This is a genomic window from Chryseobacterium suipulveris (assembly GCF_022811685.1).
GTDB classification, from domain to species: domain Bacteria; phylum Bacteroidota; class Bacteroidia; order Flavobacteriales; family Weeksellaceae; genus Kaistella; species Kaistella suipulveris.
Genome location: NZ_CP094532.1, coordinates 2211679 through 2230020 on the forward strand (window position 1 = coordinate 2211679; position 18342 = coordinate 2230020).

12 protein-coding genes and 1 tRNA gene are annotated in these 18342 nt (G+C 33.0%); 10 read left to right on the plus strand and 3 right to left on the minus strand.

What is annotated here, in order from left to right:
- The first annotated feature begins 73 nt into the window (after window positions 1–73).
- The 10 genes from MTP09_RS10385 to MTP09_RS10430 all read left to right on the plus strand — a co-directional run bounded on the left by MTP09_RS10385 (window position 74) and on the right by MTP09_RS10430 (window position 15959).
- The gene (locus MTP09_RS10385; protein ID WP_243548340.1) at window positions 74–523 is read left to right on the plus strand and encodes a plasmid mobilization protein; all 450 of its coding nucleotides are present in this window, start codon (window positions 74–76) and stop codon (window positions 521–523) included.
- Window positions 516–1658 carry a relaxase/mobilization nuclease domain-containing protein gene (locus MTP09_RS10390; RefSeq protein WP_243548341.1) on the plus strand — a complete coding sequence of 381 codons (1143 nt, stop codon included), beginning with the start codon at window positions 516–518 and terminating at the stop codon, window positions 1656–1658. Before MTP09_RS10385 ends, MTP09_RS10390 begins: the two co-directional genes overlap by 8 nt.
- Window positions 1659–1683: 25 nt before the next feature.
- Window positions 1684–2214 (plus strand): hypothetical protein, encoded by a 531-nt coding sequence (locus MTP09_RS10395; protein WP_243548342.1) that lies wholly within the window; start codon window positions 1684–1686, stop codon window positions 2212–2214.
- A 269-nt stretch (window positions 2215–2483) separates the two neighbouring features.
- Window positions 2484–5522, plus strand: a complete 3039-nt coding sequence (locus MTP09_RS10400) for a metallophosphoesterase (protein WP_243548343.1) — start codon at window positions 2484–2486, stop codon at window positions 5520–5522.
- 179 nt (window positions 5523–5701) lie between these two features.
- Window positions 5702–5860 (plus strand): hypothetical protein, encoded by a 159-nt coding sequence (locus MTP09_RS10405; RefSeq protein WP_243548344.1) that lies wholly within the window; start codon window positions 5702–5704, stop codon window positions 5858–5860.
- Between the two features lie 64 nt (window positions 5861–5924).
- A complete protein-coding gene (locus tag MTP09_RS10410; protein WP_243548345.1) occupies window positions 5925–8627 on the plus strand; it encodes a class I SAM-dependent DNA methyltransferase in 2703 nt (900 codons plus the stop codon).
- 50 nt (window positions 8628–8677) lie between these two features.
- A complete protein-coding gene (locus tag MTP09_RS10415) occupies window positions 8678–10516 on the plus strand; it encodes a hypothetical protein (protein ID WP_243548346.1) in 1839 nt (612 codons plus the stop codon).
- A gap of 37 nt (window positions 10517–10553) precedes the next feature.
- Window positions 10554–12011, plus strand: a complete 1458-nt coding sequence (locus MTP09_RS10420; RefSeq protein ID WP_243548347.1) for an ATP-binding protein — start codon at window positions 10554–10556, stop codon at window positions 12009–12011.
- 290 nt (window positions 12012–12301) lie between these two features.
- Window positions 12302–14740 carry a DEAD/DEAH box helicase gene (locus MTP09_RS10425; protein ID WP_243548348.1) on the plus strand — a complete coding sequence of 813 codons (2439 nt, stop codon included), beginning with the start codon at window positions 12302–12304 and terminating at the stop codon, window positions 14738–14740.
- Between the two features lie 19 nt (window positions 14741–14759).
- The gene (locus tag MTP09_RS10430) at window positions 14760–15959 is read left to right on the plus strand and encodes a GIY-YIG nuclease family protein (RefSeq protein ID WP_243548349.1); all 1200 of its coding nucleotides are present in this window, start codon (window positions 14760–14762) and stop codon (window positions 15957–15959) included.
- Between the two features lie 72 nt (window positions 15960–16031).
- Here MTP09_RS10430 and MTP09_RS10435 read toward each other — a convergent pair.
- The 3 genes from MTP09_RS10435 to porN all read right to left on the minus strand — a co-directional run bounded on the left by MTP09_RS10435 (window position 16032) and on the right by porN (window position 18177).
- A tRNA-Ser gene (locus MTP09_RS10435) sits at window positions 16032–16118 on the minus strand.
- Between the two features lie 91 nt (window positions 16119–16209).
- Window positions 16210–17244, minus strand: coding sequence for an NAD(P)/FAD-dependent oxidoreductase (locus tag MTP09_RS10440; protein WP_243548350.1), 1035 nt, complete (start codon window positions 17242–17244; stop codon window positions 16210–16212).
- Between the two features lie 51 nt (window positions 17245–17295).
- Window positions 17296–18177: a type IX secretion system ring subunit PorN/GldN gene (porN, locus tag MTP09_RS10445; protein ID WP_243551644.1), complete on the minus strand. Its 882-nt coding sequence runs from the start codon at window positions 18175–18177 to the stop codon at window positions 17296–17298.
- Window positions 18178–18342 lie beyond the last annotated feature (165 nt).

Here is an 18342-nt window from a genome sequence, read left to right on the forward strand (position 1 = left end):
AAATACTTTTTTGAACTAAAAATTCGGATAGTAAACAAGATGATTTACAATTTTAACATTAAATACAAATATTATGGAAAATGATTTTTTAACCGATTTTGTACAACGAATATCGAAAGAAGAAGAGATGAGAAATGCAGAAAAAAAACGAAAAGAATTCTTTAGAGAAATTGGTAGAAAAGGTGGTCTCCGGAAAAAGACATCCACTCATTTTTTGAGAAAATTCACTGTGAGATTTACAGAAAATGAATTCGAAGAAATTCAGAAGTTATCCAAAAAACATAGCCTTAAAATCTCGGAATATATAAGGTTGGTTTTGACGGAAAAAGAATTAAAAATAAATGAATTTAGAACGGATGAAACCTTATTGTCATATGCCAATAACTTTACGCATATCAAAAATCTATTGCGACATCGTGAATGGAATGTTTTTGAAAACAAAAAAATCATTCTTCAAGAAATTGAAAAAGTGACCGAATTGATGCGTAGATATCTAATTGAAAAACTTATTGAAAATGAATAACTCTTGCACAACAAGACGAATTTCTTCCATCGCAATTGAATACAATGGTAATGATAAAGGTTTTGCAAAAATGGTTTATTCCCAAAATTTATTGGGTAAAACTCCTGAGCAGATCTTTCAAGAAATGAAGATGGTTGCCGATAGAAATGAAAATGTTTATAAATGGGCATTAACAGGATATGTTTCAGTTCCGCACTTTGCAAATAATATTTCAGCAGACAAACTCACTGAAATCACTTTGCAAGCGTTAAGAAAAATGGGAATGACCGACCACAATCAAGCAATCTTAGATTCGCACAATTCAACCAAAAATTTTCATATCCACTTCATCGTTAACCGTATCCAAACCAATGGAAAATGCTCGATTAAATCCGCAAAATGTGGAGATAGATTTGGAAAGGAATTGAGAGCGATTTTACGTGAACACGGTATCAAAACAGATGTTGAAATTGGAATAGAAAAAAAAGCAGAAATGCTGGAGAATTTGAAAGATTGTCTTCAGTCTTCAAACAATTTCGAGCAACTTGTTTTTCAAATGAACTCATTAGGGTTTCGTGTAACATTATCAGAAAATGAAAAAATTGGAATTTCAGGAATGCGGATCGTTCATCACGATGATATCAACGATCAGACTGAACGAATATACCTTCCAGGATTTACATTAAGTCAAATTACCAATAAATTGAAAATTGCAGAAATGAAGGAAATCTTCAAGGTGAAGTCTTTTATTTCGAAAAATTTGAATATCGAATCACTTATTGATTTGAGAGAACGAGCAGAAAAAGAAAACTTACAAATAAAAGTCAAATATTCAACTTCAATAGGAAAACTTCAAATCGAAAAACTTTGGATAAAGCCAATAAGTAATAATAAATCAGGATTTTTCTGTGATAAAAAAATGGGCTTTGAATTGTCGGAAATAGACCCAGGTTTATCCAAGAAATTTATTGAAAATATGAATTTGGAAATTTCAACAAATCAATATGAAAATACCAAGGAACAAAGTGTGATTTCTACTTTGGAAGAACTAATCAAAGGTCTTATCAAACCAAATTATGTTTCAGCTGATGATAGTTTGCTCAAGAAGAAGAGAAAGTCAATTTATGACGATGAAAGTCGTCATTTTAGAAGATAATTAACAAAAAAAAAAATACAATCAAATGGAAAATTCAGAACAAAAACCAAATCCAACCGAACTACTAGCAAATTTACTTGAAGAATTAAAAAAGAATAATAACAATAATTCTAACTTAAAGCGGGACATACAGCGATTGAGAATCATTAAAGCATTTATTTCAAAAAAGACTGATTCTCTTAGAGAAGTACTTGAAACTCTACCAAAGACAATTGAATTACAGTTTTCCGAATCCAGCAAGAGCCAACTTGAACAACTAAATCGAAAATCTCATATATTGAAAATAGTTGTGATAAGTTCCGTAGTGTATTTCCTTATGTCCTTAATCTATCTGTTTTATCTTAAAAAAATGTCGTATGGATGGTATTCAGAAGCGATTAAATCCAAAAAAGAGTTTCTGATTGATTTAGAAAAAGAAAATAGAACTGTAGTTTCAACGGAATATTTAGACAATTTGGAAAACAACACAAAAATGATGAAGGAATTCATAAAAAGGAATCCAAAAGATGGCAGTAAATTATTGAATTTTAAAGAAGGATTTGATTCGAGAAAGTAAAAATAAATCAAACCTTTTTTGACAACTTTGTATTAGAAGAAATTAAATCGAGTCTTTTTTTGCTGTTATAATGTAAATTCGAGGATTAATGACTTTTCTTCATGCAAAAGCGAAATTGTTTTTATCAATTTAACAAGCGAAATTTTTACTATTTTTGGATATAACATATCAGATACTATAAATTAATAACTCGTTGATTATCAATTTATATATTTAATATTGTGTAAAAAATCAATTAAAAAAAATATAAAATCAACCTAATTATTACTATGAAAATTGGAATTCTACATTTAACTGACTTGCACATACATAAAGAAATACATGAAGAAAGAATTGAAAAACTTGTAAGAGCAATAGAATATGATATTAAGCAGATATCTAATCTTTATATTGTATTTTCAGGTGATATTGTTAATTATGGAAGAGAATCAGAGTATGAAAATGCTAAATTATTCCTTAAAGAGCTTTTAGAAAAAGTAAAATGCAACAAAAGCCTACTTCAAATAGAGGTTGTTGCTGTTCCAGGGAATCATGATTGTTGTTTTGACAATGAGAAAAAAACAAGAAAATCAATAATTAATGACTGTAAAACTGATTTTATTGAGGAAGAAGATTATTTTATAGATGCAATGGCTGTTCAAGCTGATTTTTGGAATTTTTTATCAGAAGTTACAAGCTTCAAAGAAAAAAATCAAATTGCATATAAATACGAATTCAGACCTCATATAGATTTTAGAGTAACATTTAACTGTTATAATACAAGCTGGCTAACTGAAATCCATGAAAAACAAGGAAGTCTGATTGTTCCTGAAAACAAATTTCTTGACAACGAAAATGAAGAGTATGTAATCTCTGTCTTTCATCATCCAATTGATTGGTTATCTGCAAATACAAAAAGAAACAACAAACAAAGATTTGAAGAACACCTAATAAACAGCTCTAATCTAGTAATTTATGGGCATGAACATGATAAAGGTAAATCCAAAGGAATAATTCAGCAAAAACAAAATGTGGTATTCTGCGGAGGAAAAGCATTTGATAAAAAAGAAATCATCGAAACAGGATTTTCATTTTATGAAATTGATTTGAATGATAAATCAATAAATATAAAGACATACAATTACGATGGAAAAATTTATTCTATAGAATTTGAAGATAAACATAAAATTGTTGCAAAAAATAAACGTGAATTTATCCTAAGAGATGAGTTTGAAAAAGAAATTACAAAACTAAACATTCCGTTAAAGCATTCAAAGAAAGAAAATCTGGTTCTATCTGATGTATTTGTATATCCCGATTTGGAACCATTAGTAGATGACGATACGGTACAATATCCAAATTCTTCCGAATTAATAGAAAAAATTAAAGAAGAAAAGAATAGCAATATATTAATTGAAGGAGCTGATCAATCAGGAAAAACCACTCTTTTATTTGTATTATATAAAAGGTTTTATGAAATGGGATTTACACCCATATATCTGCGAGGAAAACATTGCAAGGAAACCAATGTTAAAACCTTGGTAAAGAAGTCCCTTAAAGAACAATATAATAACAATAATGTTGATTTGTTTTTTCAGCAAGAAACGAAAATACTTTTGCTAGATAATTTTCATAAATCTGAGTTAAATTCAAAATATAAAAAGAAATTGATTGACTCCATCAATGAAAACTTTCAATTTGTATTTCTTACGTCAGATAATATGTATAGTACAAAAAATGTAACAGAAGAAGCTACAAGTTTAAAAGATTATTCCAAGTTTAAATTATTGCCATTGGGTTATGAAAAAAGAAGCGAATTAATTGAACAGTGGTTATTGATTGGTGAAAATGAACTTACAATCCAAGAAGAAGTGTTATTAGAAGAAGTAAAATTGAGGTTTAATGAAATTGATGCATTAATAGGCAATAGATTAATGCCGTCTTATCCTATTTTTATTTTGACATTGCTTCAAAGTTTGGAAGAAAACTTACAGAACTTTTCGCAGACATCTTATGCAAATATATATCTCGTACTTATTAAGGCAGGTTTATTAAAAGAGGGCATGAAAGACAATATTTTAACAAGTCTATTAAATATCTTAAAAGAGCTTGCGTTTTACTTGTATAATGATTTAAAAAGCACAGTTTTTAAAGCTAAAGATTTTGAGGAATTCATTACGCAGTATTCAGAAAAATATTTTAGACATCAAAAATTAACTTCAGATAAGATATTAAGTGTTCTATGTAACTCTAATATTTTAAAGGTTGATGATGAATATTATAGTTTTTCCTACAAATACATATTTTATTTTCTAATAGCTCAAAAAATTTCTTCTGAAATAGAAAAACATCAAGAACTTATATATGATTTATGTAATAAAATTCATCTAGAAGTAAATGCTAATATATTGATTTTCCTTTCTCATCATTCAAAAGCGCAAATATTGATAGACAATATTGTACTTACAAGTGAGATACCGTTTGAAAATTTCAGCCCTCTAAGTTTAAATAAAGATGACGAATTTGTAAAATTTATTACAGAGTTTACAAATGAAATTAAAGATGAAATAATTGAAGAAATTAATCCAAAAGAAGAGGTCAAAAGAGATCTTCGAAAAAAGGATGTACTTGAAAGAAAAAATCTAAAAAATGAGGAAGAAAATGAAGATCAAGATCAAGCAAATGAAAGCGTGTTACCCGAACAGGTAATTGAAATGAATCAAGCGTTTAGAACAGTAAAAATAATTGGTCAAATTGTTAAAAATCAAAGTGGTGATTTTGAAAAAGAAAAACTCATAAAACTTGTAGAAGCAGCTTATAATACCATGTTTCGCTTTCTCGGTTTTTATTCCGAGATATTAGTCAAAGACAAAGATTTATTAATTGAAGCTATTGTTGAGAATATTAAGGAAAAAGAAAACAAAAAATGGCAGCGTACTACAGATGTAAAAGCAATTGAAAGAGCAGTTAAAAAGATGCTTCAGTTTATCTCTTGGAGAATTTGCGTTGACAGCATGACCAATTTAATGTTTTCAGTTGGCACAAAAGGTCAAAATGAGTTGTTCGAAAAAGTTAATTTAAATATAGATTCAACTGCCTCAAAATTGGTAACTTTTGCAATTAAAACTTACTACGATAAAATAGACACAAAGGAACTCTCCAAATTATTTGAAGATGTGAGAGATAATTATCTTGCGCAATGTATTCTTCGTGAGTACATTAAAAGATATTTATACACAAATTTTGTGGAAAGAAAAAAGAGAGACCAGATTATACAAATTGCTGGATTCAATAAGCAAAGATTAATCGGGAGGATGAAAAGCCATTGATAAAAGCTGTCCTGTCAAAATTTGGAAAAATTATGGACGGGTTAGTTTATTTCGGAAGAACCTGGATTGCACCACAAAAGCCATTTTGTTTTCAAAAATTTTACAAATCAAAAATATTTCTTGACAGAATTTCGTTTTCATCCTCAAAAAATTACATTATAAAAACCATCCTCGAAAAATTGGATAAGTTACTGCCATCCGAGATTATCGAAAAACCCACTCCACCAAAACCAACGAAAGCCGAAATCAAAAAAATGGAAATCAAAGAAATGCAGGACTACTTTATCAAAAAATATATGCGCGGCATGAACCCACTCATCACAAACAAACTCAAATAATTTTCCTCTCCTCCCTTCAATTTCCTATCTTTGAAGTTACGCCAAAAAAACGGCTTCAAAATCAATGACTTCAAAAGAAATAGAACTCAATCTCGCCAAAATCACGGAAAATTTAATTCCGGAAGAATTTATTTATGACTTTCTTCTCGCTTTTGGGATTTCCAAAACTTCGGTTGCTCGACTGAAAAAAGGAGATTTCAATATGTCGAAAGTGGAGGGCGAACTTTTGTATAAAGGAAAAATTTTCTTCAGAAGAGGCAAGGCAGGTTCTATGAAATCGGAGTCTGAAAATTTGGCAAACGATGAACGAATTCTGAAACAAAATCCACGGTTCATCATTCTTACCGATTATGAAAATTTGGTTGCCAAAGATTTAAAAACCAAAGTCAATAAAGAATTTCCGATTGCGGAACTTTCCAAACATTTTGCGTTTTTCCTTCCGTTGACAGGAGCGGAAATCTATAAGTCGACCAACGATAACAAAGCCGACCGAGACGCTTCCTACGAATTGGCAAAACTCTACGACATCCTCATCGAAGACAATGCGGAACTTTTGCACGGAAATTCGCATCAACTCAATATTTTTCTTTCCCGATTGCTGTTTTGCTTCTTTGCGGAAGACACAGGAATTTTCGAAACAGAAGGAATGTTTTCGGATTCCATTGCGAATCACACCAAAGAAAATGGTTCCGATGTGCATCTTTTTTTTACCGATTTGTTTAAAAAACTCAACAGTAAATCAGGCGATTTTCCTGCATACATTTCCGATTTTCCTTATGTAAATGGCGGACTTTTCCGAGACGATATTATTTGTCCGAAATTTTCCCGAAAATCGAGGGAAATTTTATTGAATTGCGGAAACCTGAATTGGGACGAAATCAATCCCGATATTTTTGGCTCGATGATTCAGGCGGTTGCAGACCCCGAAGAACGAAGCGATTTGGGAATGCACTACACTTCCGTTCCCAATATTCTGAAACTGATAAAGCCGTTGTTTTTGGACGAACTGTACGAGGAATTCGAGAAAAACTTCAACAATTCCAATGGTTTGCAGAAACTCATCCACCGAATGTCGAAGATTAAGTTTTTCGACCCTGCTTGTGGAAGCGGAAACTTTCTCATCATCACCTACAAGGAAATCCGAAATTTGGAGATAAAAATCATCAAGCGAATTATTGATTTAATTCCCGAAGGACACACCATTCCATTGCAGTTTACCGCGATAAAACTCTCACAGTTTCACGGCATCGAGATTAAGGATTTTGCGCACGAAATGGCGTTGCTTTCCCTTTGGCTTTCGGAGCATCAGATGAACAAGGTTTTTGAAACCGAATTGATGGATTACGGAAGGTCTGAACCGATTTTACCTTTAAAGGAATCGGGAAATATTGTTTGTGGAAATGCGGCGAGAATGGATTGGGAAAAGGTTTGTCCGAGAAAGGAAAATGACGAAATCTATGTGATTGGAAATCCGCCGTATTTGGGAGCGAGAGTTCAAGATGCTTTACAAAAAGAAGATATTGAAATCAATTTCAAAAAAGAGAAAGGTGTAAACAACTTGGATTATATTTCCATTTGGTTTTATAAAGGCGCAAAATTTATTGAAGAATTTAATGCGGAATTGGCTTTTGTTTCTACAAATTCGGTTTGTCAAGGTGAGCAAGTTTCGCTTTTATGGCCAAGAATTCTAAATGAGAATATCGAAATTAGTTTCGCTCATCATTCTTTTAAATGGAATAATAATGCAAAGAAAAATGCAGGAGTAACCGTGATTATTTTGGGTTTAAGAAATAAATCAACCAAACAAAAATATCTTTATACTGAAAACATCAGAAAAGAAGCAAAAAATATCAATGCTTATCTTTTAGATGCAAATGAAGAAACCTATATTTTTCCAAGAACAAAACCACTTGCAGATATTTCTGAAATGAATTTCGGAAGCATGCCAAATGACGGCGGAAATTTAATTTTGAACTCTTTAGAATTTCAAAAATTTAAAGAAGAATTTGGAGAATCAGAGGCAATAAAAAAGTTTGCAGGTGCAGACGATTTTTTAAATGGAAATGATAGATACTGCATTTGGTTAGATGAAGAAAATTATGAAGATTATCTAAACAATTATTTTATTAAAAATCGTTTAGAAGCGGTAAAAGAAATTAGAAATAAAAGCAGTAGAGAAGCGACAAGAAAATTAGCAAAAAATTTTTTTGCATTCGGTGAAGTTCGTCACAAGGATTCAGATTCTTTAATAATTCCAAGGCATTCATCAGAAAATCGAGAATATATTCCGATAGGATTTTTAAATTCTGAAACTATAATTGGAGATTCTGCTTTGGCAGTTTACGACGCACAACCTTGGCTTTTCGGCGTTCTCCACTCCAAAATGCATATGGTTTGGGTAGATGCAGTTGGCGGAAAATTAGAAACACGATATCGCTATTCCGCAAAACTCTGCTACAACACTTTTCCATTCCCGCCCATCACCGAAAAAGACAAACACCACATCAGCCAATATGTTTTTGCGGTTTTGGACGAGCGTTCCAAATTCCCCGAAAAAACAATGGCGTGGCTCTACAATCCCGACACCATGCCAAAAGCATTGAAAAAAGCCCACCAAGATTTGGATTTGGCAATCGAGCGAATTTACAGACTCCGCCCTTTCGAAAGCGATGCCGAACGATTGGAGTTTTTGTTTAAAATGTATGATGAGATGACGAAGAGGGATACGTTGTTTGCGAAGAGTAAGAAGACTAAAAAACAGCAATGAAAACGATTAGTTTTCAAATAGGATATTTCCTAAAAAATTGAAGTTGAGAGATGATTGTAATTCAAGAAGTATATGACAAAATTGAAAATCTTATTTTGGAAGGCAAAACGATTTCTGAAATAAAGAGTTATTTATTTGATATTAAGTATAGACTAATTGAATCACAAGAGTTGCAAAATATTCAATTTATTCAGTGGGAAATTGATGCATTATCATTCAATATTTCAAAAAACAAATTGTCAGGATGCCTTTTTGGGACAGATGAGAAAGGTATGCAGACTGAATATCCATGCATTGCAAAATTCGGTTCAGAGTTTTTTGATTATGTGAAGGAACGTTTGAACGCATGTAAATCCCCTTTCCTAAAGACCTCCTATTCGCATTTGTTGTGGCTAAGTCCTGCAAAAAATATATCCTTTGCAAAAATTGCTATTGATTCTTATTTGGAGTCTGTTTCTATTGTTGAAAATTTTGACCGACTTTTTCCTAATGAACTTTATGGCCTACAGATATGTGATATTTTTTCAAATCTATTTCCATTATCAAGTTCTGTAAAGTACAGAACTGACGAAGTAAAGTCCGAAATAAAAAGGTTAATAAAGACTTTTCCTTTAACCTCTTCTTCTAGATTTGCGATTAGTCTTGACTTATCAGAAATAATGTTGCAAAACAAAAAGTTTTTTCAAAGTAAAGATTTTATAGGAATTGCAAAAGTATTAGAAAATTTAGCAAAGCAAAAACTTCCAGATAAAAAGGACCAAGCAATTAACTTATTTGAAAAAATAATTAGGATTAAGAAAAAACAGAATGTGCAATATGTTGATTATCATAGAAGAATTGCAAATTTGTGGTATCTCAAATCCAATGAAAAAGGTTTGGAAAAAGTTGTTCAGTGCAGATATCTAGAAATCTCAATCTTGTTGTACAAAGAATTGAAGGACAAAAAAAGACTGCAATTTTTAGAAAAAAGATTTAACGAGCTTAAAAAGGATATTCAATTAATCACCATTTCGGAAGAGATAGATGTCACTGAACATAGTAAGGCTCTGCAAAAATTTGCAAGTGAAATTACTTCAGGAAATACTGAAAGTATCATTCATACTTTGATGAATAATGATTTACTTTATCCAAAATTTTCTCAACTTGAATTACAGTTTGAGAAAGATAAAGGTAAATATTTTTTTAAAGAACTTTTTTCAAATTCAGTATTAGATGCAAATGGCAATACTGTGCAACATTATGAAGATGAAGCAGAGAAAAAGAAGTTTGAAATTCTAAAACTATTTAGTTGGCATTTGCAATTTTATACTATTCCATTGCTCCATTATATTTTTTTGGAGTCAGTTAAAAAGCAAAAACTTAAAACAAAATCAATACTTGAATATTTGAATAGAAATTCTTGGTTTGGAACTGAATTAATGATTTCAGCAAATGGTCAACGTGAAAGGCCATACAATTGGCTTTCGCTAATTGCGCCCGCATTGAATGAGTTTTTTGTTAATTTAGAATATTATTTAACCAGTCCAACTGTCATTCCTAATTATATTCTATGCATTGATAGTCTATCTACAAAAATTGAAGGAATCATTCGTGATATTTGTGAATTTCAAGGAATTTCTCCTTTTGAGTTTAAAGATGATGGTAAAGGAAGGACAGTTTCAATGCAAAAAGATATTCATAAATTACTAAACGAAGAAGAAATTGTAAATTTAATCTCACAAGACGATTTGTTATTTTTGAAGTATGTACTGATTGAAAAAGTTGGATTAAACTTAAGGCATCGAGTTGCACATTCATTAATGACTTTTTACGAATACCACATTGAGCAAATGTATTTACTGATAGTTTGTGTTTTAAAACTTGGAAAATATGATTTTGTCAGTAAGTGAAAAATTATTTAATATTTAAGCAGATAAAATTTTATTTATGAACGTAGCCGTTTCTAAAATAAACACGATAGTAACTTTGGAATACCTCCAAACTCACGCAGAGAACCAATACTTTGAAAGAAAGGGAATTGGCGAAAAGGAAACCAAACCTTCCAAAATTGCAGAAGAACTCATCGGAATGCTCAATGCAGACGGAGGGATTGTTGCTTTTGGTGTGACAAATAATGGTGACATTCAAGACCTTTCCGATATTGAAAACGAGTTGGATAAGTACAGAACTTTGGTTTTCGAATATATTCATCCTGCCTGTAATATTGAGTTAGAAGAAATTGTGGTGGAAGGAAAAAAGATTTTTCTTTATCATGTAGAGCAAGATGCAGAACGAATTTTTTCAAGAAAAGACAACGATAAAATTTATTTACGAGTTATTGATACCAATCGTGAATTAACTCGTGACCAAGTAAAGAAATTGGAATACGACAAAGGAATCCGAAAATTTGAGGAAGAAATTGCGAGAGATTTTGAAGAATCCGACCTTGACCAACAATTGCTTGCAGAGTATAAAGAGAAAATTAATTATCGAGGAGATGTCATCGATTTGCTATCTGCAAGACATTTAACCAAAAAGCAACAGGACAAAATTGGTTTCAAAAATGCGGCGGTTTTATTGTTTTCAAAAGACCCTGAAAAATATATTCCTTCCGCTTCGGTACGCTACATTCGGTATGAAGGAACGGAAGCATTATCGGGTACAAAGCATAATGTGGTAAAAGACGAACGTTTTGAAGATAATATTCCGAATCTTATTGATACCGTAAAATCGTTTTTAAGGACTTCGCTAAAAGATTATTATTTTCTAAATATCGAGACAGGAAAATTCAATAAAGTGCCTGAATATCCTGAAGATGCTTGGTTGGAAGGTGTTGTCAACGCACTTTGTCACCGTTCTTATAATGTGCAAGGAAGCGCGGTTTATATCAAACATTTTGATGACAGGATAGAAATTAGCAATAGTGGTCCGTTGCCTGCGCAAGTAACCGTTGAAAATATCAAAACAGAAAGGTTTGCAAGAAATCCACGAGTTGCAAGAACTTTGGAGGATTTAGGATATGTAAGACAACTTAATGAAGGTGTTTCAAGGATTTATGAATCGATGGAGAAATCAATGCTTTCCAAACCCGAATATAGGGAAGTGAACAATAATGTTTACTTGACATTGCGGAATAAGATTAGCGGACATTCCAAAACCATTTCCCAAAATGTTATGGAAGCAATTGAGAACGATTGGGATAATTATAACGAGACACAAATAAAGATTCTACAATTTTTGTTTTTGAAGAATAAAGCAACTTTGGCAGATTTTATAGAAAATATTGGAGCAAACGAAAAAACGATTAGAAGATATTTGAACTCATTTGTGGAACTAGGAATTATGGAGAAACTTAGTGAGAAACAGAGGGATATAAATGCCTTATATGTTTTGAAAAAAGAATAAGGAACTTTTTATTTCTATTAAGAGACAGTTTTTGCTCTTCGCAATTGCCTTATTATAAAAGGCAAAATGTCTTTTAAGGAATTTCTCGCTTTAATTAAGGGACAAGGTTTTCTATGATAAAAACCGTAAATTTATTGGCATAAAATGCATTAAGGGACATTTTAACACTACTAAGGGACAAAGAAAATAATCTGTAAAACGTTGATAATCAGTATTAAAACAATTTTAAAGAACATTTTGCTACCATTAAGGGACAAGGTTTTAAAGTAAATTTTTAGAAAAAAAACTAAATGAAATTAACTCAACAACTGCAAGATAAAATAGACGAACTTGGTCTGAAAAAAGAAAACATCCTTTATCTCACGATGCAGGGAGAGTATATGCACGAAATCAGAATCGGTGAGAAAGACGTTGAATATCGTGATTTGACCGAACATTATTTATCAAGAATTTTCAAGAAAGATAAGTCGGGAAAATATGTTTCGATGAAGCCGATTACGCATATTTTATTTCAGCAAGGTTACAGCACCACAAGTCCAAGAATGCTGATTGAATGTAAAGGTTGGGTCATCAACGGAAAGAATTATCCTTCCGATGCTGATTTTTCTAATTATGCGAGATATTCCGATTCCATCAATTTAATTTTAGGAAAAATTGAATATGATTCCGTGAAGTTTTCTGTACTCATTCCTGCAAAACCAAAAGAGAAAAAAGTTCGTGAAAAAGTGGAAATCAATCACCCTGAATATTTGAAGCCAATCAATTTAGTTGAAGTAGAATACGCAAGAACAGGGAAAAGCAAATCCACCGATGAATTGGGAATGCGCGAAATGCAAAGAAAAGCGTACAAAGCAAGAAGCGCACAATATCTACTTTTGAAAGCGCCACCTGCGTCGGGAAAATCGAGGGCGTTGATGTTTATTGCTTTAGATAAACTGATAAATCAGGGAGTGAAAAAAGTAATTGTCGCAGTTCCTGAACGTTCCATTGGAAGTTCGTTCAGTCCGACCGATTTGGTGAAATTTGGATTTTTTGCCAATTGGGAACTCAATCCGAGATTCAATCTTTGTACGGCGGGAAGTGACAAAAGCAAAGTAAAAGCATTCATCAGTTTCTTGGAAAGTGATGAACGGATTTTGATTTGTACACACGCGACACTACGTTTCGCATACGAAGGAATTCAGCCAAAAGATTTGAATGATTGTCTTATCGCCATTGATGAATTCCACCACGTTTCTGCTGATGGCGAAAACATTTTGGGTGAAGTTTTGCGAAGCATTATGAAAAACTCCAATGCGCATATTGTGGCGATGACGGGTTCTTATTTCCGTGGCGACAGTGTTCCTGTTTTACTCCCCGAAGATGAAGCGAAATTCACGAAAGTCACTTACAATTATTACGAGCAATTAAATGGTTACGATTATTTAAAATCTTTAGGAATTGGTTATCATTTCTATCGTGGAAGATATTGGGTAAAAGATGAAGAGAAGGAAATTTCAGCCCTTGAAGAAATTTTGGATGAAGACAAAAAAACAATTATTCATATTCCAAGCGTAAATTCTGCGGAATCTTCCAAACAAAAATATGAGGAAGTTAACCATATAGTTGACTGCATTGGTGAAATGGAATTTCAGGATGAAGAAACCAAAATCATGTATGTGAAAAGTAGGCGTACAGGACGGATTCTGAAAATTGCCGATTTGGTAAACGACGACCCGAAAAGCCGTGATAAAGTAGTCGCTTATCTTCGTGGAGTTTCAAAACCTGAAGACATTGATATGATTATCGCTTTGGGAATGGCAAAAGAAGGCTTTGATTGGCCTTTTTGCGAACATGCTTTAACGATTGGGTATAGAGGTTCGCTTACTGAAATTATTCAGATTATTGGTCGTGCAACACGCGATTCAGAAAATAAAACTCACGCGCAATTCACAAATCTTATTGCTTCTCCAGATGCGGAAGATGACGATGTGAAAGTTGCTGTAAACAATATGTTGAAAGCGATTACCGCTTCACTATTAATGGAGCAGGTTCTTGCACCGAATTTTAAATTCAAGCCAAAAGATGATGAATCTGAGGATTTGGATTATGATTTAGACGGTGTGGATGGCACTTTAAAAATTGAAGGTTTTAAACTTCCGACTTCTCAAAGAGCAAAAGATATTATCGAAAGCGATTTGAATGATTTAAAGGCAAAAATTCTTCAAGACGACACTATGTTAAAAGCAATGCCAGGAAATCTTGAGCCAGAAGTTATTAACACGGTCTTAATTCCAAAGATCATTCGAGAAACCTATCCTGATTTATCCGAAGAAGATGTGGAAGCAGTAAGACAACACGTGGTGGTAGATTCAGTGATAAAGGCAGGTTCTGTTGTGGAAGAAGGTGGCAAAAAGTTCATCAAAATGGCGGGAAGTTTTGTGAATATTGATGATATTCATATTGACTTGATTGATTCTATAAATCCATTCCAAAGAGCATTTGAGATTTTGTCTAAAAATGTAACTGTAAGAATGTTGAAAGCAATTCAAGATACCATTAATATCACAAAAGTTGAAATGACTGAAGACGAAGCCAAAATTCTTTGGCCAAAAATATTGGAGTTTAGAAAAAGCACTGGAGAAGCACCAAATTTGCAATCATTCGACCCAAAAGAAGTGAGAATGGCGGAAGCATTATTGTTTTTGCAGGAATTAAAGCGTAGAAAAATGCAAGAGGAATCCAATTAATTGGTAATGTTGTGAGAAAATGAAATTAAGTTTAGACGATATTTTCAATAGCGACGAATTTGGTTTGTTGGATATAAAACCAAAAGCTTCTGCAGTTAAAACAGAGGAAGACCGGCTATTGGATTCTTTTCAGGAAATCAATTCATTTTTCGAAAAAAACAATCGCGAACCTTCCACAAATTCGATGTCGGAATATGGTTTAAAGTCGAGATTAAAATCAATCCGAACAAATGAAAAGCATAAAATAACTTTAAAGCCATTTGATAAACACAATCTCTTAGGTGAGGTTAAAATGCCCGAAATTTCTGTTGTTGATATTTTGAATGATGATGAGTTCGGATTGTTAGATACGGATGCGGATTTGTCGATTCATACCTTTAAGCATACTCCGAAACAGGAAGAAAGGGCAAAAACTGATTTTCTTGCACAGCGTAAACCAATGTCTGAAAAAGAGTTTGCTAAATATGAAAAGATGTTTCAGCAGGTTCACCGTGAATTAAGGGAAGGAAAAAGAAAATTACTGCCTGGAAATGCAGAGGAAGAGAACCTTAAAGAAGGTAATTTCTATTTAATTGACGGTATTTTAGCTTATCTTGAAGTTTCTGATGCCGAAAGAGTTCTGAAGGAAAATAAATCTGGTGACAGAGTACGCTTAGAAGGAAGAACGGTAACGATTTTTGAAAATGCAACGATTTCCAATATGTTGATTAGATCGTTAGGAAAAGCTGTTTTGAAGAACGGAAAACTCATCACCGAACCGACTGAAAAAACCGAAGAAGATCTATTCAAAAATGCCGGATTGGTTTCCGAAGAAGATGTCAAAAGTGGTTGGATTTATATTCTTAAATCAAAATCTAAAAATCCCAAAATCTCCCAAATTAAAGACCTTTATAAAATTGGATTCTCAACCACCAATGTTGAGGACAGAATAAAAAATGCTTCAAAAGAAGCGACTTATTTATTTGATGATGTAGAAATAGTTGATAAATACATTTGCTACAATCTAAATACACAAAATTTTGAAAACTTAATTCACCGATTCTTCGGAAACTGCTGTTTGAATATTGATATATACAATGACAAAAAGCAAAGGCTTACTCCAAGGGAATGGTTTGTAGTTCCTTTATCAATAATCAACGAAGTTATTAATTTGATCATTTCAGGAGGAATTGTGAATTATAGTTATGATGTGGAGCAGAAAAAGTTGGTGTATAAATAAGATGTAATTAGCACCTAAATTAGCACCTTTAAAATAAAAACCCCATAAACATTGCGTTTATGGGTTTTTTTGCAGAGAGGAAGGGATTCGAACCCTCGATACAGTTACCCATATACCAACTTTCCAGGCTGGCTCCTTCAACCACTCGGACACCTCTCTAATTGAAGACTGCAAAAATAATGTTTTTAAACGATTTTAGAAAATTATTCCGGTAAAATTAACCAAATACGACTATTTGACCTGGCTCAATTCAAAAGTTGAATCTCTTCACGTCAACTTCAGCGGGTAATGGTTCGTCTTTTTCAATATGATCAAACAAAACTTTAGAGAAGTAACAACCGCTGAGAATTCCCCTCGCTCCTAACCCATTAAAAACGTAATAGTTTTCATGGTTTTCAAGATTACCTAAAATCGGTCTTCTGTCCCTCACCGTCGGTCGAAATCCAAATTCGGTTTCCAAAACCTCAAAATCATAAGGATAAAATTCAGCAAGACCTTCTATAAGCTGTTCTTTTGCAGAATCATCTACTTTAGGATAAAACTGATGTCGATCATAAGTACCGCCGTAATAATAGGAGCCATCCTGACTGGGAAAAAGGAAGTGCTTCTTCTTTAAGGTAACTTTTGTGGAAAGTGGTTGAGATAAGGCGACTTTCAGGTGGTGACCTTTATTGGGCTGAACAGGAATATCTTTAAAAAATGGGTTTTCTTTCACCTTCATTCCTTCGCAGAAGACAATATTCTTGAAAGTTAATTCCCCATAAGTATTTTGACGAAGTATATTGTAGTTGAATTTTTCTTCTATGAGGTACCCGTTACATCTTAAAAAGCTTTTAAAATCGTTAAAAAACCCAGATACGTCAAGCCGTGCAGAATGATTGACGACACCTGATTCATATTCGTTATGAATATTTTCAATTTTCTCGAATGTGGGATTCAAGAAATCTTTTAAATCGTCATTAGTACTTTTAGAAAGCCACAACTCCTTTTCCTTTTCATCGTGGAAAATCCGGTGAATCCGTTGATCGACAAGATAATTCACTCCAGTATACTTTTCGATTTCTTTAAGAGTATCTTTCAGAAAAACAATCTGTTCCTTGGCAAGCCAGAAAGTGGTGAACTTCTTTAACACCACCGGATTGATAATCCCTGCAGAAACTTCTGACGCACTCTTTTGTGAATCAGAAAAATTGACAAAAGACTTTTTGTTTTTAATCAGTTGGTGGGCAAAAAACAAACCTGCGAAACCGCTTCCAACAATTATATAATCAACATTTTTCATCATAAAAAAACCTGAGTAAATATACTCAGGTTTTTGGTTATTTTCAAGTGAAAATTAATAGTTCCACATATCGTTCTCCATCTGTAGGATCTGTGCTTTCAGTCTTTCACTTTCTTCGAGCTGCGCATCGGCATCTTTTGGAATATAATCCTTAATCACACCATTTCCTAAACCATTATCTGTTTTGTAGATAACGGTAGAGAATCTTCTTGCATTCAGCAAATCATCAAAGCTGAGGTCAGATGAAAGGTTTTTGCTATTGAAAACGATAGAGTTAGCTAGTACATTTCTTGCATCTGGATAATATACCCAGAACAGATCAATTAACTCGTCTTTACCTACCAACGGCGTCACTCCATCAGGTCCGAACAGACCCATTGTTGTAGGATCCTGACCCATTGCTGCAATTCCGAGCAAACGGTATTTCATCTGGCTGTCTCTTCTGTCGATATACCACATTCCTTTGATCTTAAGAAGCTTAACATTTTCCGTTTTAGTTTCATAAACGTTGGTAAATTCCTTTTTTTCAGCTTCAGTTAACTTGCCTGTTTCATTTAAACGATCAATTCCTGCGTCACTCATCCTTACACTTTTGATCCTGCTTTCGATTGCTTCAGGACTCAATCTGGTCGTAAACAATTCGTCATCATATACTTCTTTGATTCTGCCGTCATTGATCGCATCGAAAAGGATTTGGTAGAGGGATTTATTTTGCGACACCAAACCATCTTCATTATGGTAATAAGGTTGGTTGATCTTATCATTCATATCAATAATCTCCCATACCACCACACTTTTTAAGATGTCTTTATCTTCAATAAAGCCATACTCCAGCGGAACGATTTTGTTGGAAACCATTGAATCACCCTTTTTGATAAGTCCCATATCTCTATACTTTCTAAAGGAAGAGGGGGATTTGGCATTCAATATTGACATTGAATTGATTGGGGTATCATCTTCTACTACTCCGCCCACAGGAGCCGCAGGAATCTCTGCTACAGGAGCTTGTTCCGGTTCCTTCTTAGCAACTTTAGTGGTTTTGGCTTTACTCCTTTTCTTGGTGCTTTTTTTCTTGGTTTGCGCTCCTACCGAAATAAAGCT